Origin of the sequence: Oenococcus oeni (assembly GCF_020510245.1) — a bacterium.
GTDB lineage: Bacteria > Bacillota > Bacilli > Lactobacillales > Lactobacillaceae > Oenococcus > Oenococcus oeni.
On sequence record NZ_CP084701.1, the window covers coordinates 1324499 to 1347731 of the forward strand.

Here is a 23233-nt window from a genome sequence, read left to right on the forward strand (position 1 = left end):
CTAGTTCTCAACTTTATTGATGTGAATATTATTTGATTCAATTTGAATTTCCTGATCAAGTTTTTTCTTGTAAGAAGGATTACCGATTCCAAGAATTTGATGCGAATTATGGCGTTCGCGTTTCGCATATTCGAGTAAAGTTCCGGCGCCTTTGGCAACGTTGTCAAGCGGAGATTCCGAAATATTTACCGGTACGTGCAATTCCTGCTGCAATAAGGTATCAATACCGCCGCCTTTAACCTTCGAACCAAGCAAAGCGCCACCGCCGGTTAGCATAATTCCACGATCGATAATATCGCCAGCAAGACCAGGTTGAATTTCACCAAGAATTTCCTTGGCCGAACGAACGATTGTATTTAAAGTAGCATGCATCGCTTCTTCAATATCGTTAGAATCAATCGTAACCTGTTTTGGCAGTCCCTTAACGGAATTGGCATCGTTCAAATCCTGACCACGAATTGTCATTTCAATTGGATTGGTAACCTGCAAAGAAGATCCGACATCCTGTTTGATTCTTTCAGCCATTGGCATTCCAATCAGAATACCAAACTGAAGACGTAAATAACGAATAATATCCTGAGTTAATTGGTCTCCAGCCATCCGCAAGGATCTGCTGGTAACAATATCTCCACCGGATAAAACAGCTATATCGGAGGTCCCACCACCAATATCGATTACCATACTACCGACAAAGTCAAAAATATCCAAACCAGCACCGACAGCCGCTACTTTTGGCTCGTATTCAAGATAAACATTAGTCCCGCCGGCAGACTGAGCCGCTTGGATAATAGCCTTTCTTTCGATTTCTGTAATATTAGTCGGAGCACAAACCATAATATTAGGACGGCTCATCCATCCTTTGACACGCAATTGGTTGACAAAAGTAGTCAGCATTGCTTCGGTCGCATCAAAATCAGAAATGACACCATCTTTTAATGGACGGACGACACGAATATCCTGATTTCCACGATCGATCCATTTATAAGCATCAGAGCCAATTGCCAAGACCTTATCAGTTTTAACATCGATTGCAACTACTGATGGTTCGTTTAAAGCGATCCCTTGACCTTCAACATAGATCAAGACATTCGCTGTTCCTAAATCAATTCCAATATCTTTAGCCATAAAACCTCGCTGTCAATTATAGCACGGCATTTTTTCCTCTAGTGTTGAAAACTTTTACTAAAAGTAATGATTAAATTTCCCATTGTTAAAAAGAAATTAGCAACAAAATAACCGATTATAATTGCTAAAAAAGCACGTAAAAGCCTAACTTGATGCCTGGCATCTTTTAAAACGAATTTCTCAAATTCAATATTTTGTAAACTCCAAAAAGCCATATATACACAAATAAGTGTAAAAATAAATTGAAAAAAACTTTGCATGTAATGATTGTATACAAAAAAAGCACAGTAAACTGTGCTTTTACAAGAACTTATTTTACCGAACTTTCGAAGTGTTAATTCGATTAATCGCTCGAGCCAAAGCTACTCGGGCACGAGCCCTCTCATCAGCTGTCTTAGCATTTTGAGCACGAGCCTTTGCCCGCTGTTCAGCAGCATGAGCACGATTAACATCAATATCCTCGGCATTCTCGGCCGAATCGGCAACAACGGTTAATACGTTATTGCTGAATTCAGCAAAACCGCCGTTCACCGTGTACAAATCTTCTTTTTCGCCACGATGGATACGCATTTGTGAAATCTTCAGAGCAACGACAATCGGTACATGATTCGCCATTATACCCATTTGCCCAATAGAAGTATCCAAAACGGTCAAATTAACATCCGACTGATTATAAGCGGTACCATCCGGGGTAACAATGCTGATCGTTAATTTATTTTTAGTTGTCGAACCGTCTTCTGCCATAAATCAACTATATCTAGCTTTCCAGCTTTTTAGCCTTTTCAACTGCTTGTTCTATCGTACCAACATTTCTAAATGCTTCTTCAGGAAGATCGTCATGCTTGCCATCAAGAATTTCCTTAAATCCACGAACTGTGTCCTCAACCGGAACATACTGTCCAGGAACGCCGGTAAACTGTTCAGCAACAGAAAAAGGCTGACTTAAGAAGAATTGGATACGACGAGCACGATTAACGATCGTTTTCTCTTCATCAGACAATTCATCCATTCCTAGAATCGAAATGATATCCTGCAACTCCTTATAACGCTGCAAGAAATGTTGAACCTGTGTAGCAACCTCATAGTGATCTTCACCAACAATATCAGGTGTTAAAGCACTAGAAGTAGATTCCAATGGATCAACAGCGGGATAAATACCTTGTTGTGTTAGAGACCGCTCCAAATTGGTTGTAGCATCCAAATGAGCAAAAGTTGTTGCCGGAGCCGGATCAGTATAATCATCAGCCGGAACGTAAACCGCTTGAATTGAAGTAACTGATCCCTTCTTAGTTGAAGTAATCCGTTCCTGCAGTTGACCCATTTCCGTAGCTAATGTCGGCTGGTAACCAACGGCTGAAGGAATACGGCCAAGTAAAGCAGAAACTTCCGAACCGGCTTGTGTGAACCTAAAGATGTTATCAATAAATAAGAGAACATCCTTACCTTCTTGATCACGAAAATCTTCGGCCATCGTCAGTCCAGTCAAACCGACACGCATACGCGCTCCAGGCGGCTCGTTCATTTGTCCATAGACCATGGCGGTATTTTTAAGAACACCGCTTGCCTTCATTTCGTAATACATATCATTGCCTTCACGAGTACGTTCACCAACTCCGGTAAAGACAGAAATTCCATTATGGCCCTGAGCGATATTATGAATTAATTCCTGAATTAAAACAGTCTTACCAACGCCGGCGCCACCAAATAGTCCAGTTTTTCCACCACGCAAATAGGGCTCAAGTAAATCAATAACTTTGATACCTGTTTCAAGTACTTCGGCTGAAGTTGCCAATTCATCATACTTTGGCGCCGAACGATGAATCGGATGGCGGTCAACGCTATTAGGAATTGGATCTCCTCCATCAACAGGCTCACCAAGAACATTAAAGACACGTCCCAACGTCGCTTCTCCAACCGGAACTTCAATAGGAGCACCGGTATCAAGAACCTTCATGCCACGAGTCAATCCATCTGTCGAATCCATCGCAATCGTCCGAACTACACTGTCGCCAAGATCAATTGAAACTTCGATAGTCAATTCAGAACCATCAATTCGTTGAACCTTTAAAGCATTGTTGATATCAGGAAGTTTCTTATTATCAGGAAACTGGACATCTACAATCGGTCCGATAACCTGAAGAACAGTTCCTTCAGCCAAATCCTTTTCATTCGAAACAGAGGCCTTAGTTTGAGTAGACTTTGAACCACGGGTTCTTTTAGCAACTTTGCTCGTACTTGAAGCAGTAGCTTTTGTTGTTTTCTTTTCTGCCATCTATTTCTCCTTTCTTACTGTAATGCAGCCATTCCACCAGTGATCTCTGTGATCTCTGTCGTAATTGCTGCCTGTCTAGCACGATTATATTTCAACTCGAGAGTAGAAATCAAATCTTTCGCATTATCTGTCGCTGCCCGCATCGCACTTGCAGAAGCTGCATGCTCTGCTGTTTTCGCATCCAAAATCGCTCCATACAACAAAGATTGCGCAAATTGCGGCAAAACAATTTTTAACAAACTTTCAGGTGCCGGTTCAAATTCGTAAATACTGGATTGGCCCTTATATTTGTCTGCTGTAAGATTGCCCTTTTCATCGCGTTGAAAATTCTCCGATCTTATCGGTAGAATCTGTTGGTTAACAACATCATTTTTCAAACGATTAATAAAATGATTAAAGACTAATTCCAAGGCATCAAATTTACGAGCAGCATATTGTTTCGTAACTTCTTTGACCAAGTCAGAAACTTCCCAGAACTTTGGAACATCAGTGATATCCCGATTTTCAAAAGCGATAGTGAAGCCTCTTTTAGCATAATAATCAGAACCCTTGCCCCCAAGTGCAAAAATAACAGCATTTTCCTTGGTCAACTTTTGTTCACGCATAATCTGGTCGGTTCGTTTCAAAACTTGGTTATTATAGCCGCCGACCAAGCCCCGATCAGAAGTAATCACAAGAATTGCCGTGGTTTTAACTGGACGTTGCGTAATAAAAGGAATCGAAGATCCATTTTGATGCTCAAGCAAATGTGCCGCAGCAAGGTGGGCAACAATCGCTTCAACATGATTAGCATAATCGAGATATCCGGACGTATGCTTCTGAATCTGAATGAGTTTACTCGAACTGACCATCTGCATCGCGCTCGTAATCTGACTGGTTTTTTTAGTTGAATCAATCCGACGACGAATATCTTGAAGGCTAGCCATTATTTATTAGCCTCTTGTTTTGTTGAGGGAGCAACATAGTCAGTTGGTTCAACTGACTTAGAAAAATGCTTCTTAAAATCATCAATTGCCGAATTTATATCTTTTTCGTCAGGCAAGTTTCCAGTTTTTTTGATTGCAGCAAAAATCTTCTTATATGACTTATCACCAGAAACAAAATCAATTAATTCTTTTTGGAATCTTTGAATATCGGAAACATCGATATCATCCAAATATCCGTGTGTCAAAGCATACAAAACAATTACTTGATGTTCAACCGGCATCGGTTGATGCAAAGGCTGATTAAGGACCTCAACAGTTCGACGGCCACGAGCCAATTTTGCCTGTGTTGGCGCATCGAGATCAGATCCAAATTGAGCAAAGGCTTCAAGCTCATGATAAGAAGCCAAATCAAGACGCAGAGTACCGGAAACCTTCTTCATCGCTTTAATCTGCGCATCTCCACCGACACGAGAAACAGAAGTTCCTGCATCAATCGCAGGACGGTTGCCCGAATAAAACTGATCAGCATCCAAAAAGATCTGCCCATCGGTAATAGATATAACGTTGGTCGGAATATAAGCTGAAACATCACCGGCTTGAGTTTCAATAATCGGTAAAGCCGTCATTGAACCACCGCCTAGTTCGTCACTCAATTTAGCAGCGCGTTCAAGTAATCGGCTATGCAAATAGAAAACATCGCCAGGATAAGCCTCACGTCCGGGCGGACGCCTCAAAATCAAAGAAAGCTCACGATATGCCGTTGCTTGCTTGCTCAAGTCATCGTAAACAATAAGAACATGTTTGCCATTATACATAAAGTATTCGCCGAGCGCTGCACCGACATAAGGCGCCAAATACAGCATTGGAGCAGGCTCTGAAGGGGCAGCTGAAACAACGATCGTATAATCGAGGGCACCCATTTCGCGTAAAGTCTCGACCTGAGTCCTAACTGTCGAATCCTTTTGTCCAATGGCAACATAAACAACAATCATGTCTTGATCTTTTTGATTTAGAATTGTATCAATCGCCAGAGAAGTTTTACCGGTCTTACGATCTCCGATAATCAATTCACGTTGTCCTCTTCCAATTGGAACCAAAGCATCAATAACCTTGATACCGGTTTGAAGCGGTTCGAAAACAGATTTACGCTGCATAACACCAGGTGCCTTAAATTCAACTGGACGAGTGTGCTTCGTTTTAATTGCACCATTCCCATCAATTGGCTGACCGAGTGCATTAACAACACGACCGATCATCTCATCGCCAACCGGAACTTCCATAACTTTACCAGTTCTTTTAACGGTGTCACCTTGACTAATTCCATCAAAATCACCTAAAACAATGATTCCAACTTCAGACTCCTCAAGGTTTTGTGCCATACCATAGACGCCGTTTTCAAACTCAACCAATTCGCCCGACATAACATTAGCCAAACCGCTGGCACGCGCAACACCATCACCAACATAGGTAACAGTTCCGACTTCGTCAATCTTTAATGTAGAATCATATTTCTCCAGTTGTTGTTTAATTAACGAACTGATTTGATCTGATTTAATTGCCATCTATTACTCCTTTCCGACAGCCTGCTTAATGTGGTTATTCAGCTGTACTAACTTATTTTTTATTGATCCATCAATAGTTTTTGAGCCAGCGGTCAAAATTACACCAGCAATTACATTAGGATCGACAACATTTTTTACCTCAACATGTTGATAGCCAAACTTTTTCTGGGCAATTTTGCTTAATCTCTTGCTTTGCTCAGCCGTGATTGGAATCGCAGTCTTTGCAATTACCAAAGAATGATTGTTAGAAGCACTAACGCGTTGATCAAGATTCTCGACAATTTCTTCCAAAAGAGAAAAATGACGATTATCGGCAAGTGTTTCCAAAAAATTCTTCGTCGTTGTAGAACATCCCTTGCCCAATATTCCAATAAAAGCTTCCTGTTGTTGGCTTGAAACAGACACATCATCCAAGGTTTGCGCAAGTTCTTTATTACGTTCAAAAACAAGTTCGATAACTTGTAACTCCGATAAAACTTTGGCAGTTTGTTTCCCGGAAACTTCCATCAAAGCTTCGGCATAATTATTAATGACTCTGTTCTCATTAAAAGCCATTAGGATTTCTCCTTAACAGAACTATTTTCCTGCTGCTTTTCAAGTTCTGAAATAAAATCATCAATTAGTGCCTTATGCTTGGAAGCCGTGATCTCCTTACCGATAATACGTGAAGCAATCGAAACAGACAGATCGGCAATCTCATCTTTAGCAGAGTCAAGTGCGTCATCTTTAATTTGACGAGCATCTATCTGGGCCTGACGATTAATAGAATCTGCATGAGCTTGAGCTAAATCGACAATTTTCTTGCTTTGTTCTTCTGACGACTTTCTAGCATTTTCCATTAAAGCAGTTGCCTGAGATTGACTCTCTTTTAAATTAGTATCAGCAACGGTTTGAAGCTTTTTCGCTTCATTTTTCGACTTAGCGGCTGAATCCAAATCATCATTAATTTGGTTTGCTCGAGCATCCATAATTTTAGTAATTGGACCCCAGGCAAGCTTCTTCAAGATGAACATGAGCAAGATGAAAGTTAGCAACACGAAAATCGCTGAACCATCTGGTATTTGAATTGCAATTGTTGTGAGCATACTAGTCATCCCTCCTTAAAATAATTATTCGTTGATTAAAACAAACGACATAGCAATAACGATAATCGGCATAGCCTCGACTAAAGCCATTGAAATGAACATATTAGTCCTCAAATTACCTTCAAGTTCAGGCTGACGCGCAATGGACTCAATTAGTTTGGCCATCAACATACCATTTCCAATACCAGCACCAATAGCTGATCCGCATAAAGCAATACCTGCAGCAATATAATTCATAATTTACTCCTTTTATTCCTTCTTAAAATAAGATTGCATTTATTCTTTAGTGACCATCTGAGAAATATAGACACTCGTTAATGTCGCAAAGACAAAAGCCTGAATAGATCCAATTAATATACTAAACGCTTGCCAAGCTAATTCTAACGGAATCGCCAAAATAAAACTAAGTGGCGAACTGAGCTTATCACTCGGCAATGCAAATCCTGAAATTAAAGTCAACAGAATCTCACCAGCGAAAATATTTCCATAAATCCGGAGTCCGAGAGTTAAAAAGTTCGTGAATTGTTCGAGAATATTAATAGGAAACAAGACCGGAATAGGTGCCAAATAAGTATTCCTGAAATAACCTTTGTAACCAAACTTCCCAACGCCAGCAAAACGTGCAACCATTAATGTTATCAAAGCCATTGTCATGGTAACTAACGGAACTGCTGTTGGACTTTTTATTTGTGCCGAATCACTACCGAATTGAAGAAAAAGGCCCATTTGATTCGAAACAAATATAAAGAGAAACAACGTAAAAATATAAAGCCTATATGTTGATCCTTCTGCCGTTGGAATTTGGTCCTTAACAATTCGATTAGTAAAATCAATAGTCCATTCAAGAAAATTTTGTCGTTTCCCTGGACGAATACTCAATTTTCTCGACAAAAATATCACGATTGCCAAAACCAATACGAAAGCCATGGACGTTGAAATAATCGTCGTCCAATCAAAAGTTAAACCTAAGAATTGGAAGGTCTTCAGTGTACCACTGGGCATACAATCACCTCTTTTCCATAAATCACATTGTAACTCTTTTTTTTTAGTAAAAGAATTAATTTTGTTTATGTAAACGTTTCCGAAAAAAATGTTTTATCTTTGCGATATGCTTGTCTAAGGGTAAAGAATGAATAAAAAAATTATTGAAAAAGAAATCCTTTCTAAAGTGATCAAAAAAAGAAAGGAAGAGTCAAATAAAACAAACTACGGACGGATTCTTTTGATATGTGGAAGCCAATCTTTCGGTGGAGCTGCAATTATGGCGAGCAAAGCAGTGGTATATTCCGGCGCAGGTCTCGTTACGCTCGCTTCGGATATGATTAATCGAGCACCGTTTTTATCATCCGTATCTGAAGCAATGTTTTTGGATTATACAAGAACCGATAAACTAATTAATTCAATCGCAAAATCCGATGTAATTCTAATTGGATCTGGATTGGAGGATTCTGATTTTAGTTTCAGCTTATTGAAATTAGTTTTTCAAAATGCAAAAACAAATCAGCTTTTAGTTCTTGACGGAACAGCTCTCTCAATGATCGGAAAAAGGAACTTAAATATTCCGAAGAAACCGACAATAATTATGACGCCCCATCAAGGTGAATGGCAAAGAGTTTCAGGACTATCCATTTCAGAGCAAGTTCCAGTTGAAAACTACAAAAAAATGGTTGATTTAAATATAGATTTTCTTGTTTTGAAAAGCTCGGCCACGGAAATTTACGCACTTCAAAATCCAAGAGAATATAAAGAATTAAATATTGGCGGCCCATTCCAAGCAATTGGCGGCATGGGCGATACCTTAGCTGGGTTAATAGCTGGTTTTCTCGGACAGTTTAAAAACGATCAAATATCGGTCATTCAAGCAGCAACTTATTTACATAGCTATATCGCTCGAAATTTGAGTCAAAAACAATATGTAACTCTTCCAACGAGAATTTCCGAACAGATTCCCACAGAAATGAAAAAAATCATTCAGACTTCCAAGTATTAAAGATTCTAACCGCTTTATCTTCATATTTATGCATTGTATTTTTTGGTACCATCGATCCTCCGGTAGCCCAGACCATATGAGTTGCCGAATCTGGAATTTCGGATATTTCCTTGGATTGAATTAATCCACGGATTCCAACCGCCGCAGAAGGTTCTACTTCAATATTTTCCAGCTTTTTAAGCATTCCCTGATAAGCAAACATATCTGAGTCAGAAACAGTTGCAATACCGAATAATTTATCTTTCATGTATTTCCCGGCAATCATTGATGGTCTACCGACGGCAAGGCCATCAGCTGCTGTCTTACCATCAATTCCAATATCGTAAACCGAAATATCATGATTGAGTCCACTGGCCATGCCTAAAAGAACAGACGGCATGTGTGTAGGCTCAACGAAAATAGGGATAACAGCATCAGCAAATTGCAATTTTAAACCAAAAGCGACCCCACTAGGTGAACCACCCACACCAGCCGGAAGGTAAACAACTAGAGGATGTTCTTTTGAAACCTCTATTTGCATCTTTGATAACTGTTTCTTAACTCTTTCACCAGCGGTAGCATAGCCGGCAAAAAGCAATTTAGAACCTTCATCATCGATAAAATAGCTATATGGATCCCTTTGCGAGGATACACGAGCCGCCGCGACTGCATTTGAAAAATTGTCATCATAAATCTTAACTTCGACACCATTTTGACGAAGTTTGTTAATTTTCCAGTCAGTGGCATCATGGGACATGTGAATCCTTGCTTTAAATCCAAGCGTACTGGCCATTAAGCCAACGCTTAGTCCCAGATTGCCGGTGCTAGCAACCTCGATTCTCCATTGGTTGAAAAGCTTTCGATACTTATCTTTTCGAAGGTCTTGATAATTATCTTTTTTTAAATCAAAACCATTTTCAATTGCTATTTTTTCAGCAAAACATAATACTTCATAAATTCCGCCCCGACTTTTAATCGAACCACTTACAGGCATTAAATCGTCTCTCTTAATAAGAAGAGAACCTTTAACTGAAAGCAAATCTTTGATTGAATCCATTCTTTGAATTGGGGATTCAATAATGCCTTTACTTCGCTTAGTATCTGAAAAAACCGACTCTAAATAGGGTGCAAAACGTTCCAAACGACGATTAGCCTGAAAAATCGTTTCCCGGTTCACATCCAGGTCGGGTAATTCATCTCCATAATTAGGATTTTTCCAAAAGATTTCTTGATAGTTTTTTAAATTCAATAAAAATTGATCATTAAGATTCAATTTCTTTTTCAATAAAGTCTCTGTCATTTCGCCCTCGTATACCTGCTTAATTATAATGATCGAGTCAGTCGGCAGACAAATCCTGTGAGGATAATTAACACGAATCAAAGCAATCGTTAAAGTCGTAGGCTGGGCAAAAAAAAACACCCAAACGGGTGAATTGCATCGCATCGACCTAACCTTGCAACAGGCGTTCCTGTAACTACTTTGGGCCCTGACAAGCTTAACTTCTGTGTTCGGAATGGGAACAGGTGTGACCTCATCGGAATTAACACGACACTCAGTACTTGCGCGCTGATAACCGAATAGTAATTTAACACTGTTAATCAAGCAATTGAACCAAACCACTTACTTGGTTAAGTCCTCGACCTATTAGTACTAGTCCGCTCCATGCATCACTACACTTCCACTTCTAGCCTATCTACCTGATCGTCTCTCAGGGGTCTTACTTCTGACGAATGGGAAATCTCATCTCGAGGTTAGTTTCTCACTTAGATGCTTTCAGCGATTATCTAATCCATACGTAGCTACCCAGCGGTGCTCTTGGCAGAACAACTGGTACACCAGAGGTATGTCCATCCCGGTCCTCTCGTACTAAGGACAGATCCTCTCAAATTTCCTGCGCCCACGACGGATAGGGACCGAACTGTCTCACGACGTTCTGAACCCAGCTCGCGTACCGCTTTAATGGGCGAACAGCCCAACCCTTGGGACCGACTACAGCCCCAGGATGCGATGAGCCGACATCGAGGTGCCAAACCTCCCCGTCGATGTGGACTCTTGGGGGAGATGAGCCTGTTATCCCCGGGGTAGCTTTTGTCCGTTGAGCGATGGCCCTTCCATACGGAACCACCGGATCACTAAGTCCTACTTTCGTACCTGCTCGACTTGTCAGTCTCACAGTCAAGCTTGCTTATGCCTTTACACGCTACGAATGATTTCCAACCATTCTGAGCAAACCTTTGAGCGCCTCCGTTATCTTTTAGGAGGCGACCGCCCCAGTCAAACTGCCTGCCAGACACTGTCTTCGATCAGGATAACTGATCAGAGTTAGAACGTTCATACAACAGAGGTAGTATCTCAAGGGTGACTCAATCGAAACTAGCGTTCCGACTTCAAAGTCTCCTACCTATCCTGCACATGCAGCACAAACATTCAATATCAAGCTACAGTAAAGCTCCACGGGGTCTTTCCGTCCTGTCGCGGGTACCCAGCATCTTCACTGGAATTTAAATTTCACCGAGTCTATTGTTGAGACAGCGCCCAAATCATTACGCCTTTCATGCGGGTCGGAACTTACCCGACAAGGAATTTCGCTACCTTAGGACCGTTATAGTTACGGCCGCCGTTCACTGGGGCTTCAATTAAGACCTTCGCCGAAGCTAAGTCCTCCTTTTAACCTTCCAGCACTGGGCAGGCGTCAGCCCCTATACTTCATCTTACGATTTTGCAGAAACCTGTGTTTTTGATAAACAGTTGTTTGGGCCTATTTGCTGCGGCTGGTATAAAACCAGCAGTCCTTCTTCCGAAGTTACGGACTCATTTTGCAGAGTTCCTTAACAATAGTTCACTCGCTCACCTTAGTGTTCTCCACTTGAGTACCTGTGTCGGTTTGCGGTACGGGCAATATTTTCTTCCTACGAAACTTTTTTCAGCAGCGTGAAATCACACAATTTCCAAGTAAACTTGGTACATTCACAGCTTATCCTTAAACATAAAAGCATTTGACTCTTATGAAGACTAACTGTTTAAAACCACATCCAATAGTGGCCTGTGTTATCCTTCTGCGTCCTTCCTTCGGCAATTAAATATCGGTACAGGAATATCAACCTGTTGTCCATCGACTACGCTTTTCAGCCTCGCCTTAGGTCCCGACTAACCCCCCGCGGACGAGCCTTCCGGGGGAAACCTTACTCATTCGGTGGATAGGATTCTCACCTATCTTTCGCTACTCATACCGGAATTCTCACTAGTTAACGCTCCAACATGTCCTTACGGTCATCCTTCATCGCGTTAATTACGCTATCCTACCATGCTTACGCATCCACAGTTTCGGTAATATGCTTAGCCCCGGTACATTATCCGCGCAAGAGCACTCGACTAGTGAGCTATTACGCACTCTTTAAAGGGTGGCTGCTTCTGAGCCAACCTCCTAGTTGTCTATGCACCTTCACAACGTTTTCCACTTAGCATATATTTAGGGACCTTAACTGGTGATCTGGGCTGTTCCCCTTTTGACGATGGATCTTATCACTCACCGTCTGACTCCTGCACATACTTAGCTGGCATTCGGAGTTTATCTGATTTTGGTAACCCTTGAAGGGCCCCTAGACCAAATAGTGCTCTACCTCCAGTAAGCTAATTGCAAGGCTACACCTAAATGTATTTCGGATAGAACCAGCTATCTCCGAGTTCGATTGGAATTTCACCGCTATCCACAGTTCATCAAAGGGTTTTTTAACACCCACTTGTTCGGTCCTCCAGTAGGTATTACCCCACCTTCAACCTGACCATGGATAGGTCACTCGGTTTCGGGTCTACAACTACGTACTGATTCGCCCTATTAAGACTCGCTTTCGCTACGGCTCCAGTCTTTGCACCTTAACCTTGCACGCAATCGTAACTCTCCGGTTCATTCTACAAAAAGCACGCTCTCAGCCATTAACGGCCTCGAACTTCTTGTAAGCACACGGTTTCAAGAACTATTTCACTCCCCTTCCGGGGTTCTTTTCACCTTTCCCTCACGGTACTTGTTCGCTATCGGTCACTAGTTAGTATTTAGCCTTGGGAGATGGTCCTCCCAGATTCCGACCCAATTTCACGTGCTGGGCCGTACTCAGGATCCTGATTAGAGAGTACAAGATTTCGCATACGGGCCTGTCACCCTCTTTGGAACAGCTTCCCAACTGTTTCTGCTATCTTATACCTTTGTAACTCAACATCAGTCCTACAACCCCTGGATGCAAGCATCCAGGTTTGGGCTCTTCCGCGTTCGCTCGCCGCTACTGACGGAATCGAAATTTCTTTACTTTCCTACTGCTACTTAGATGTTTCAGTTCACAGCGTTTGCTTCATCTAATCTATGAATTCAAAAAGATGATGATCATTAAGATCGGGTTGCCCCATTCGGAAACCCCGGGTAAGCTTACTTACAGCTAACCGAGGCATATCGTAGTTAGTCACGTCCTTCATCGCCTTCTAGTGCCAAGGCATCCACCATGCGCCCTTATTAACTTAACCTATCGATTAAAAATCGACGATTAACTAATAAATTATTTATGAGATCTATCTCTAGATTTTATTAGCGGTAACTTTTCAGTTACTTTTATCGAAGTGAATTTCTCGGTTCAATTTACCTGATGTCTCGATGTCGTAAGAGACATCAGGATTTTAATTAACAAGAAATTAAATTACTATTCAGTTATCAATGTGCAATTGGCAAAAAAATGCCAATGGAGAATATCGGGTTCGAACCGATGACCCCCTGCTTGCAAAGCAGGTGCTCTCCCAGCTGAGCTAATTCCCCAGTTGCTTGTGTTTTCAGGGCGGCGCTCTGAAAACCGAACAGAACTCAAACAAACAAACCTTGATATTTAAATCAGTGTAGTATTCCGATTATCCTTAGAAAGGAGGTGATCCAGCCGCAGGTTCTCCTACGGCTACCTTGTTACGACTTAATCCCAGTCATCGATTTTACCTTAGGCACCGGCCTCTAAAAGTTAGCCAAGCGACTTTGGGTACTTCCGACTCCCATGATTTGACGGGCGGTGTGTACAAGACCCGGGAACGTATTCACCGCGACATGCTGATTCGCGATTACTAGCGATTCCGCCTTCGTGGAGTCGAGTTGCAGACTCCAGTCCGAACTGAGAGAAGTTTTAAGAGATTAGCTTACCGTCGCCGGTTTGCGACTCGTTGTACTTCCCATTGTAGCACGTGTGTTGCCCAGGTCATAAGGGGCATGATGATCTGACGTCGTCCCCACCTTCCTCCGGTTTATCACCGGCAGTCTCATTAGAGTGCCCAACTAAATGCTGGCAACTAATAACAAGGGTTGCGCTCGTTGCGGGACTTAACCCAACATCTCACGACACGAGCTGACGACGACCATGCACCACCTGTATCCAATGTTCCGAAAGAAAAGCTTTCATTACAAAAGCGATCATTGGTATGTCAAGACCTGGTAAGGTTTTTCGCGTATCTTCGAATTAAACCACATGCTCCACCGCTTGTGCGGGTCCCCGTCAATTCCTTTAAGTTTTAGCCTTGCGGCCGTACTCCTCAGGCGGGGTGCTTAATGCGTTTGCTACGTCACTAGGAGGCGGAAACCTCTTAACAACTAGCACCCATCGTTTACGGTATGGACTACCGGGGTATCTAATCCCGTTTGCTACCCATACTTTCGAGCCTCAACGTCAGTTACGATCTAGCAAGCCGCTTTCGCCACTGGTGTTCTTCCACATATCTACGCATTTCACCGCTACACATGGAGTTCCACTTGCCTCTATCGCACTCAAGTAAATCAGTTTCCAATGCAGTTCCGAGGTTGGGCCTCGGGATTTCACATCAGACTTAATAAACCGTCTGCGCTCGCTTTACGCCCAATAAATCCGGATAACGCTCGGGACATACGTATTACCGCGGCTGCTGGCACGTATTTAGCCATCCCTTTCTGGTAAGGTACCGTCAAGCTGAAAACTTTCTCTGAATTCAGTTATTCTTCCCTTACAACAGTGCTTTACGACCCGAAAGCCTTCATCACACACGCGGCGTCGCTCCGTCACACTTTCGTGCATTGCGGAAAATTCCCTACTGCAGCCTCCCGTAGGAGTTTGGGCAGTGTCTCAGTCCCAATGTGGCCGGCCAGTCTCTCAACTCGGCTACGCATCATTGCCTTGGTAGGCTTCTACCCTACCAACAAGCTAATACGCCGCAAGACCATCCTCTAGCGATCCAAAAGGACCTTTCAAACAGATCACATGTGTGATTTGTTGTTACGCGGTATTAGCATCTGTTTCCAAATGTTATCCCCCACTAAAGGGCAGGTTTCTTACGTGTTACTCACCAGTTCGCCACTCTAGTCATTGCCTCACTTCACCCGAAGGATCAATTCAGCGGCTAGCGTACGACTTGCATGTATTAGGCACGCCACCAGCGTTCATCCTGAGCCAGGATCAAACTCTCAATTTAAAAAGTTTGAACTTAGCGTTCATAATGAATTACTGACTGTTTGTTTTACCAAACGTTGTTACGTAATTTATTGTTTTTGTATTACGAATTGACTTCGCAAATTAATTAATTTGTTCATATCTATTTGCATAAATATGAATCCCTACACAATTTGTTTGTCTTTGTTCTGTTCAGTTTTCAAAGTGCTGCGTCACTTCAAAAGCAACCTTTATATCGTGCCAGAGAAGCAAGCGAATGTCAAGACTTTTTCAACAATTTCTTGAGAAAAGAAATCTTTTAAGTCCGCCGCGCTCCCTGAGCTGACTTAAATATATTACAGCCATTTAAACCGAAGGTCAATAGGAAAATGAAAAAAAATATAAAAACCCGCTGAAGATTCAGCGGGTAGGGAAAAAGTTATTTATTTAGCGCTATTACTTGCTTTGTTTCCAGTTGAAGAAGCAGGTTCTTTATCGAATGCTTTTTGTAATTCATCCAATGTAGGAATCTTTTCCAATGGTTCGACTGGAGCAGCAACAACTTCGTCTTTAATATGACGATATTCAGCGACACCAGTCCCGGCAGGAATAACTTTACCGATGATAACATTCTCCTTCAAACCGACCAGAGGATCGTTTTTGCCGCGAATAGCAGCATCCGTTAAGACACGGGTGGTCTCTTGGAACGAGGCGGCAGACAAGAATGAATTAGTCTCTAGAGAAGCCTTTGTAATACCAAGCAGGACCGGACGCGATGTAGCAGCCGTTTGACCTGAAAGAATTGTTTTGGCATTGGCACGACGGAAGTCGGCAATATCCAATAATTCACCAGGAAGCAAGTCGGTTTGTCCAGGATCCATCACACGAACCTTACGGAGCATTTGACGAACCATAACTTCAACGTGTTTGTCGGCAATACCAACACCCTGCATACGGTAAACTTTTTGAACTTCAGCCAACATGTAGTTTTCAGTCTTCAAGGTACTGGAAACTTTGATCAATTCCTTAGGATCCAAAGGTCCTTCGTTGATCGCTTCGGAACGATGAATTTCGTCGCCTTCGGCAACTCGCAAACGAGCAGAAATTGGTAGAACGTATTCACGGGTATCGGTTTCTCCTTCAATCGTAACTGTCTTGGTACGATCAGCCGGGTTCTCTTCGATACTAGTAACTTTTCCGGTTACTTCGGAAATTTCAGCACGTCCTTTAGGATTACGGGCCTCGAAAATTTCCTGAACACGAGGGAGACCTTGAGTAATATCTTCTGACAAAGCAACACCACCAGTATGGAAAGTACGCATTGTCAATTGAGTACCAGGTTCTCCAATCGATTGAGCAGCAACCGTACCAACGGCTTCACCAACTTCAACGATGTCTCCGGTTGCCATATTGCGACCATAGCACTTAACACAAACACCGTGTTCGGTACGGCAAGTAAAGATCGAACGAATTGTAACTGTTTGAATCCCAGCATCAATGATTTGATCAGCAACATGTTCATCAATCATTTGGTTCTTCTTAGCAATTACTTCGCCGGTTTTTGGATCAATAACCGGTTTCATTGCATATCGGCCCAAAATGCGGTCATAAAGCGGTTCAATAACTTCATTGCCATCCATAATTGCAGAGACATCAAGACCACGATCAGTACCACAATCTTCTTCACGAACAATAACCTCTTGGGCAACATCAACCAAACGACGGGTCAAATAACCAGAGTTAGCAGTTTTCAAAGCCGTATCAGTCATGCCTTTACGTGCACCATGAGTAGAAATGAACATTTCCAAAACAGAAAGTCCTTCACGGAAGTTAGCAGTAACGGGAAGTTCAATAACCTTACCGTTAGGAGCAGCCATTAAACCACGCATACCAGCCAATTGAACGAAGTTTGAAATGTTTCCACGAGCTCCGGAATCACTCATCATAAAGATCGGGTTCTTTGAATCAAAGGAAGCAATCAACATTGATTTGATCTTGTCTTGAGCATCCGACCAAGTTTGAGTAACTTGAATATAACGCTCATCATCGGTCAACAAGCCGCGACGGAACTGTTTAGTGATTTTAGCAACCTTTTCATGGGCTTCTTTAAGTACCTCGCCTTTTTCAGGAAGTTCGGTAACATCCGACATAGCAACGGTTAAACCGGAACGAGTTGAAATATCATACCCAAGATCCTTCATATCATCAAGTAAAACAGAAGTCCTGGTTACTTGATAGCGGGCATAAATTTGAGCGATGATATCCGATAGAAATCCTGATTTAAATGGTCCGTTCAAAGATTCGTTTTTGAACCATCCAACAATATCAGTACCGGGATCAAGGAAGAAACGATCATCGATGCCATTAAAGTTCTCAGATTTTGGTTCGTTAATATATGGAAAATCATCCGGCAAAATTTCATTAAAGATAACTTTACCAACTGTTGTAACCATTATTCTTGCACGCTGATGGTCCGTAAACGGTTTTGCTTTATCGAAACTGGAAGCTGCGATACCAATACGAGTATGCAGTTCTACTTCGTGATTCTGCAAAGCCATCTTGACCTCGTCGGCAGAAGAGAAAATCATCCCCTCACCTTTAATGCCGGCTTCTTCAGTTGTCAAATAATAGTTTCCAATCGTCATATCCTGCGAAGGAGCAACAATTGGTTTTCCATCTTTAGGTGCCAAAATGTGAGAAGCAGCCAACATCAATAAACGCGCTTCAGCTTGCGCTTCATCAGACAAGGGAACGTGAATCGCCATTTGGTCACCATCGAAATCAGCGTTATAAGCCGTTGTAACCAGTGGATGCAAACGCATCGCTTTGCCGGATACAAGAACAGGTTCAAAAGCCTGAATACCAAGACGGTGCAAAGTAGGTGCACGATTAAGCAGAACTGGATGTTCCTTAACAACTTCTTCTAAGACATCCTGAACAACATCTTCATGGCGTTCAACCAAGCGACGGGCTGAACGAAGGTTATTTGCGCCACCGTTCTCTGTCCCTAATTCGATTAGTCGGTTATAAATAAAAGGCTTAAACAATTCAACAGCCATCTGGCGAGGAAGACCCATCTGGTTCATTTTCAAGAAAGGTCCAACATCGATAACCGAACGACCGGAATAATCAACACGTTTTCCCAACAGATTCTGACGGAACCGTCCTTGCTTACCCTTGAGCAGGTGGGAAAGCGACTTCAAAGGACGATTACCAGGTCCGGAAACAGGACGGCCACGACGACCGTTATCGATCAATGCATCAACAGCTTCCTGGAGCATACGTTTTTCGTTTTGAACAATAATTCCAGGAGCATTCAAGTCCAATAAACGCTTAAGACGATTATTACGATTAATAACTCGACGGTACAGATCGTTTAAGTCGGAAGTCGCAAAACGACCACCTTCCAATTGGACCATTGGGCGCAAATCAGGAGGGATAACCGGAACAACATCCATAACCATCCATTCCGGCTTGTTGCCGGATTGAATAAAGGCTTCGACGATATCCAAACGACGAACGGCACGAGTCCGTTTTTGTCCGGTAGCGTCCTTTAATTCGTTCTTTAATTCCTTAGCCTGTTTTTCAAGATCGACTTCTGCTAATAATTCTTTAATAGCTTCAGCACCCATCTTTGCATCAAAAGTATCAGTACCATACTGGTCTTGATATTGACGATATTCAGCTTCGGTGATCAATTGTTTCTTTTCAAGTGGCGTGTTTCCGGGGTTAATTACAACGTAACTGGCAAAATAAATAATTTCTTCAAGAGAGCGCGGACTCATGTCCAAAATCAAGCCCATTCGACTTGGAATTCCCTTAAAGTACCAAATATGTGTAACAGGAGCAGCTAATTCGATATGGCCCATTCTCTCGCGGCGAACCTTCGAAGAAGTAACTTCGACACCACAACGATCACAAACAATCCCTTTATAACGGATTCGCTTATATTTTCCACAAGCACATTCATAATCTTTAATTGGTCCAAAAATTCGTTCATCAAAGAGACCGTCACGCTCTGCTTTTAAAGTACGATAGTTGATCGTTTCTGGTTTTTTAACTTCACCATAAGACCACTCGCGGATCTTAGCTGGCGATGCTAAACCAATTTGCATAGATTCAAATTTGTTAACGTCTATTGCCAAGTTTTTTCTCCTTAAACATTTTCTTCATCAAGTTTTGTTGCTGGAATCCGTGGCGTATCGTCATCGTCTCCTTTAAACAAATCAGGCTTTTCTTTAGCGATCTGTTCCAATGCATCAACCGTCGCAACATTATCGTCTTCATCCATTTGAGCCATTTTTACTTCTTGGCCTTTGCCATTGAGGACCTTCATATCAAGTCCAAGCGCCTGCAGTTCTTTAACAAGAACACGGAAAGATTCCGGAACGCCGGGCTTTGGAATTGCCTGCCCTTTAACGATAGATTCAAAGACCTTATTACGACCGCGAACATCATCAGACTTATAGGTAAGAATTTCCTGCAAAGTGTAAGCAGCACCATAGGCTTCAAGAGCCCAAACTTCCATTTCACCAAAACGCTGTCCACCGAATTGGGCTTTACCACCCAAAGGCTGTTGCGTAACAAGAGAATATGGTCCAATTGAACGAGCGTGAATCTTGTCGTCAACCATGTGAGCCAGTTTCATATAATGCATAACACCAACAGAGATTCGGTTATCGAAGGCTTCACCGGTCTGTCCATCATAAAGAACTGTCTTGCCATCTTCGTCAAGTCCAGCCTCTTTTAGAGCATCGATAATTTCATCATCAGAAGCTCCATCGAAAACAGGAGTCATAATTTTAATACCAAGTTTTTTAGCTGCCATGCCCAAATGAAGTTCCAAAATCTGTCCGATATTCATACGGGATGGAACACCCATTGGAGAAAGGAGAATATCGATTGGTCTGCCATCCGGCATAAACGGCATATCTTCTTCTGGGACAACAACCGAAACAGTTCCTTTGTTTCCATGGCGGCCAGCCATCTTATCGCCGACTTGGATCTTACGTTTTTGAGCAATGAAGACCCGGACCATCATATTAACTCCAGGAGCCAATTCATCGCCATTTTCTCGAGTGAAAATTTCGACATCCTGAATAATTCCGCCACCGCCGTGAGGAACACGCAAAGAAGTATCACGAACTTCACGGGCCTTTTCACCGAAAATAGCATGGAGTAAACGTTCTTCGGCTGATAATTCCGTTACACCCTTTGGAGTAATTTTTCCAACTAAAATATCTCCATCTTCAACTTCGGCACCAATTCGAATAATCCCGGAATCATCAAGATCCTTTAATTGGTCTTCACCAACGTTAGGGATTTCACGAGTAATTTCTTCAGGTCCAAGTTTTGTATCACGTGCTTCAGACTCGTGTTCTTCGATATGAATAGATGTGTACACATCGTCACGGACCAGTCGTTCGTTTAAGACAATTGCATCTTCGAAGTTATATCCATGCCAAGTCATAAAGGCGATAACCGGATTTTGTCCAAGAGCAAGTTCACCATTTTCCATTGCTGGTCCATCGGCAAGCACTTCACCTTTTTCAATCTTTTCACCAACTTTAACAATCGGAGTCTGGTTATAATTCTTTCCGCCATTCGAGCGCTGGAATTTCATTAATGGATATTCATGGAGAGTTCCATCTTCTTCGCGGACTTTAATTGTTCGGCCATCAACATATTCGACTGTGCCCTTTTCTTCGGCAATTTGTGCTAATCCGGAATCGACCGCTGCACGATATTCAATTCCGGTTCCAACGATCGGAGAATGCGGAGCAACCAAAGGAACAGCCTGACGCTGCATGTTGGCCCCCATTAAAGCACGGTTGGAATCATCATTTTCAAGGAAAGGAATCGCAGCTGTCGAAACAGCAACAACCTGTTTTGGAGAAACATCCATGTAGTCGACATCTTCAATTGGCGTTTCAATATTGTTATCGCCATGACGAGCGGTAACAGTTGGATTTGTGAAAGATCCATCGTCATTTAACGGAGAGTTAGCTTGAGCAATCGTGTAATTATCTTCGACATCGGCAGTCAAGTAATCAATCTTGTCGGTAACTTTATGGGTATCCCAATCAACACGGCGATAAGGCGTCTCGATAAAACCATATTCGTTGATCCGTCCATAGACAGCCAAAGAGGTAATCAAACCAATGTTTGGGCCTTCTGGAGTTTCAATTGGATCAATACGGCCGTAATGAGAATAATGAACATCACGAACTTCATAACCAGCACGATCACGAGTCAGTCCACCAGGTCCCAAGGCAGACAAACGACGCTTATGGTTCAATTCGCCAAGCGGATTGGTTTGATCCATGAATTGAGAAAGTTGTGAAGAACCAAAGAACTCTTTGACTGTGGCAACAACCGGACGAATATTAATTAATTGTTGCGGTGTAACAGTGTCGGAATCTTGAATCGACATCCGTTCGCGGACAACACGTTCCATTCGCGTGAGGCCAATACGGAATTGGTTTTCAAGCAGTTCGCCAACCGAACGAATTCGACGATTGCCTAAATGATCGATATCGTCAGTCGCGCCGACTCCCTCTTGGAGATTGAAGAAATAGTTCATGCCGGCAATAATATCGGCAGGAAGAATGTGATGAATCGACTCGTCAATGTGGCCATTTCCGATTAATTTAATAACTTTAGTCGGATCAACCTGACTGAATATTTTAATCGTCTGAACTTTAATCGGATCGGGCAGGACTCCTTCTTCATCAGGTTGCAGATTTTCAACGTGAAAATCCTCTTCATCGAGTAGTGGAGAAATCAGTTTCATACTTTTCTTATCAATCTTCGTGTCCTTAGGAACAACAACTTCGCCGTCGGAATTCAAAATATCTTCAGCTAAAGTCTGACCCAACAAACGGGATTTCAGAGAAAGTTTTTTATTGACCTTGTAGCGACCAACATTGCCAAGATCATAACGTTTCGGATCAAAGAAACGAGCCGCTAATAGTGAACGAGACGAATCAATCGTTTTTGGTTCACCGGGACGCAAACGCTCGTAAATATCTTCCAAGGCTTCACCGACTCTAGACATCGAAGGATCTTTATGAACATCTTTTTCAATTGCCAAATTCAAAGAATCTATCTCGTCGCCAAAGATATCTTGGATCTCCGAATCAGAGCCAAAACCAAAGGAACGAATTAATTCCGTAATCGGAAGTTTACGGGTTCGGTCAATTCGAATATTAGCAACGCCTTTGGCATCGGTATCCAATTCCAACCAAGCACCACGGTTTGGAATAACCGTAGTTCCATAAACAACTCTACCGGTTTTATCGGTATCTTCGTTGTAATAAATTCCCGGAGAACGAACAAGCTGCGATACAACAACACGCTCGGCTCCATTAATCACAAAGGAACCATATTCGGTCATTAATGGAAATTCGCCAAAATAAACATCCTGAGACTTAATTTCGCCAGTTTCTTTATTCGTCAAACGAAGAGTAACATGCAGTGGAGCCGCATAGTTAACGCCTTGTTCGCGTGATTCCTTTAACGAATATTTAGGTTCTCCTAATGAGTAATCTACATATTCAAGTGATAGCTTGCCGGCAAAATCTTCGATAGGCATGATATCATTGAACATTTCTTTAATGCCTTTATCCATAAACCACTTATAAGAGGCAGTCTGGACTTCGGTCAACGGTGGGATTTCAAGCACTTCTTTAGCAGAAGAGTAACTGCGTCGAGTAACATGCTTATTTATCTTCACATTATGTGTAACCAATGTAATTCCTCCAATTTTTATCTAGGTCAGTCAATTTCATTCTTCTCAAATATTTTGGTAAATAAATTACTAAATTATGTGAGATTATGAGCATAAAAAAGCGCTGATCCAAACGGATCCGCGC

General features: G+C 42.2%; 14 protein-coding genes, 1 tRNA gene and 3 rRNA genes. 1 reads left to right on the forward strand and 17 read right to left on the reverse strand.

Features of this window, described 5'->3' with window-relative positions:
• The 10 genes from mreB to atpB are packed head-to-tail and all read right to left on the reverse strand — an operon-like array spanning position 1 to position 7972.
• Complete coding sequence (gene mreB, locus J3U91_RS07030; protein WP_002818537.1) at positions 1-1125, reverse strand: rod shape-determining protein; 1125 nt, start codon at positions 1123-1125, stop codon at positions 1-3.
• 38 nt (positions 1126-1163) lie between these two features.
• The gene (locus tag J3U91_RS07035; RefSeq protein WP_011677536.1) at positions 1164-1385 is read right to left on the reverse strand and encodes a DUF1146 family protein; all 222 of its coding nucleotides are present in this window, start codon (positions 1383-1385) and stop codon (positions 1164-1166) included.
• A 55-nt stretch (positions 1386-1440) separates the two neighbouring features.
• Entirely contained in the window at positions 1441-1869 is a 429-nt protein-coding gene (locus J3U91_RS07040; protein WP_002818535.1) for a F0F1 ATP synthase subunit epsilon, read from the reverse strand.
• Positions 1870-1882: 13 nt separating this feature from the next.
• Positions 1883-3397 carry a F0F1 ATP synthase subunit beta gene (atpD, locus tag J3U91_RS07045; protein WP_002818534.1) on the reverse strand — a complete coding sequence of 505 codons (1515 nt, stop codon included), beginning with the start codon at positions 3395-3397 and terminating at the stop codon, positions 1883-1885.
• A 14-nt stretch (positions 3398-3411) separates the two neighbouring features.
• Positions 3412-4323: an ATP synthase F1 subunit gamma gene (gene atpG / locus J3U91_RS07050; RefSeq protein ID WP_002818533.1), complete on the reverse strand. Its 912-nt coding sequence runs from the start codon at positions 4321-4323 to the stop codon at positions 3412-3414.
• Complete coding sequence (atpA, locus tag J3U91_RS07055) at positions 4323-5885, reverse strand: F0F1 ATP synthase subunit alpha (RefSeq protein ID WP_002818530.1); 1563 nt, start codon at positions 5883-5885, stop codon at positions 4323-4325. The genes atpG and atpA overlap by 1 nt, the downstream gene beginning before the upstream one ends.
• Positions 5886-5888: 3 nt before the next feature.
• Entirely contained in the window at positions 5889-6440 is a 552-nt protein-coding gene (gene atpH / locus J3U91_RS07060; protein WP_002816390.1) for an ATP synthase F1 subunit delta, read from the reverse strand.
• Complete coding sequence (gene atpF, locus J3U91_RS07065; protein ID WP_002818522.1) at positions 6440-6970, reverse strand: F0F1 ATP synthase subunit B; 531 nt, start codon at positions 6968-6970, stop codon at positions 6440-6442. Before atpF ends, atpH begins: the two co-directional genes overlap by 1 nt.
• A gap of 24 nt (positions 6971-6994) precedes the next feature.
• Positions 6995-7207: a F0F1 ATP synthase subunit C gene (gene atpE, locus J3U91_RS07070; protein ID WP_002816393.1), complete on the reverse strand. Its 213-nt coding sequence runs from the start codon at positions 7205-7207 to the stop codon at positions 6995-6997.
• A 39-nt stretch (positions 7208-7246) separates the two neighbouring features.
• Complete coding sequence (atpB, locus tag J3U91_RS07075; RefSeq protein WP_002818520.1) at positions 7247-7972, reverse strand: F0F1 ATP synthase subunit A; 726 nt, start codon at positions 7970-7972, stop codon at positions 7247-7249.
• A 127-nt stretch (positions 7973-8099) separates the two neighbouring features.
• Between atpB and J3U91_RS07080 the strand changes: the two genes are divergently transcribed.
• On the forward strand, positions 8100-8960 hold the full coding sequence (locus tag J3U91_RS07080; RefSeq protein WP_002818518.1) for an NAD(P)H-hydrate dehydratase: 861 nt from the start codon (positions 8100-8102) through the stop codon (positions 8958-8960).
• Here the strand turns inward: J3U91_RS07080 and J3U91_RS07085 are convergent.
• The 7 genes from J3U91_RS07085 to rpoB all read right to left on the reverse strand — a co-directional run bounded on the left by J3U91_RS07085 (position 8938) and on the right by rpoB (position 23109).
• A complete protein-coding gene (locus J3U91_RS07085; protein ID WP_002816395.1) occupies positions 8938-10239 on the reverse strand; it encodes a D-serine ammonia-lyase in 1302 nt (433 codons plus the stop codon). The genes J3U91_RS07080 and J3U91_RS07085 overlap by 23 nt on opposite strands.
• Before the next feature lie 135 nt (positions 10240-10374).
• Positions 10375-10491: ribosomal RNA gene (gene rrf / locus J3U91_RS07090) — 5S ribosomal RNA — on the reverse strand.
• A 73-nt stretch (positions 10492-10564) separates the two neighbouring features.
• Positions 10565-13452 (reverse strand): 23S ribosomal RNA (locus J3U91_RS07095).
• Between the two features lie 213 nt (positions 13453-13665).
• Positions 13666-13738: transfer RNA gene (locus J3U91_RS07100), tRNA-Ala, on the reverse strand.
• Between the two features lie 99 nt (positions 13739-13837).
• Positions 13838-15402 (reverse strand): 16S ribosomal RNA (locus tag J3U91_RS07105).
• The 16S, 23S and 5S rRNA genes sit together here with 1 tRNA gene alongside, the layout of an rRNA operon.
• Before the next feature lie 400 nt (positions 15403-15802).
• Positions 15803-19504: a DNA-directed RNA polymerase subunit beta' gene (rpoC, locus tag J3U91_RS07110; protein ID WP_002820333.1), complete on the reverse strand. Its 3702-nt coding sequence runs from the start codon at positions 19502-19504 to the stop codon at positions 15803-15805.
• Between the two features lie 11 nt (positions 19505-19515).
• Positions 19516-23109: a DNA-directed RNA polymerase subunit beta gene (gene rpoB, locus J3U91_RS07115; protein WP_004164905.1), complete on the reverse strand. Its 3594-nt coding sequence runs from the start codon at positions 23107-23109 to the stop codon at positions 19516-19518.
• Between the last annotated feature and the right edge of the window lie 124 nt (positions 23110-23233).

What these genes read in the sequence shown, in the direction of transcription:
- mreB (WP_002818537.1), bottom strand. Translation starts at nt 1,125, where the DNA reads ATGGCTAAAGATATTGGAATTGATTTAGGAACAGCGAATGTCTTGATC.
- J3U91_RS07035 (WP_011677536.1), bottom strand. Translation starts at nt 1,385, where the DNA reads ATGCAAAGTTTTTTTCAATTTATTTTTACACTTATTTGTGTATATATG.
- J3U91_RS07040 (WP_002818535.1), bottom strand. Translation starts at nt 1,869, where the DNA reads ATGGCAGAAGACGGTTCGACAACTAAAAATAAATTAACGATCAGCATT.
- atpD (WP_002818534.1), bottom strand. Translation starts at nt 3,397, where the DNA reads ATGGCAGAAAAGAAAACAACAAAAGCTACTGCTTCAAGTACGAGCAAA.
- atpG (WP_002818533.1), bottom strand. Translation starts at nt 4,323, where the DNA reads ATGGCTAGCCTTCAAGATATTCGTCGTCGGATTGATTCAACTAAAAAA.
- atpA (WP_002818530.1), bottom strand. Translation starts at nt 5,885, where the DNA reads ATGGCAATTAAATCAGATCAAATCAGTTCGTTAATTAAACAACAACTG.
- atpH (WP_002816390.1), bottom strand. Translation starts at nt 6,440, where the DNA reads ATGGCTTTTAATGAGAACAGAGTCATTAATAATTATGCCGAAGCTTTG.
- atpF (WP_002818522.1), bottom strand. Translation starts at nt 6,970, where the DNA reads ATGCTCACAACAATTGCAATTCAAATACCAGATGGTTCAGCGATTTTC.
- atpE (WP_002816393.1), bottom strand. Translation starts at nt 7,207, where the DNA reads ATGAATTATATTGCTGCAGGTATTGCTTTATGCGGATCAGCTATTGGT.
- atpB (WP_002818520.1), bottom strand. Translation starts at nt 7,972, where the DNA reads ATGCCCAGTGGTACACTGAAGACCTTCCAATTCTTAGGTTTAACTTTT.
- J3U91_RS07080 (WP_002818518.1), top strand. Translation starts at nt 8,100, where the DNA reads ATGAATAAAAAAATTATTGAAAAAGAAATCCTTTCTAAAGTGATCAAA.
- J3U91_RS07085 (WP_002816395.1), bottom strand. Translation starts at nt 10,239, where the DNA reads ATGACAGAGACTTTATTGAAAAAGAAATTGAATCTTAATGATCAATTT.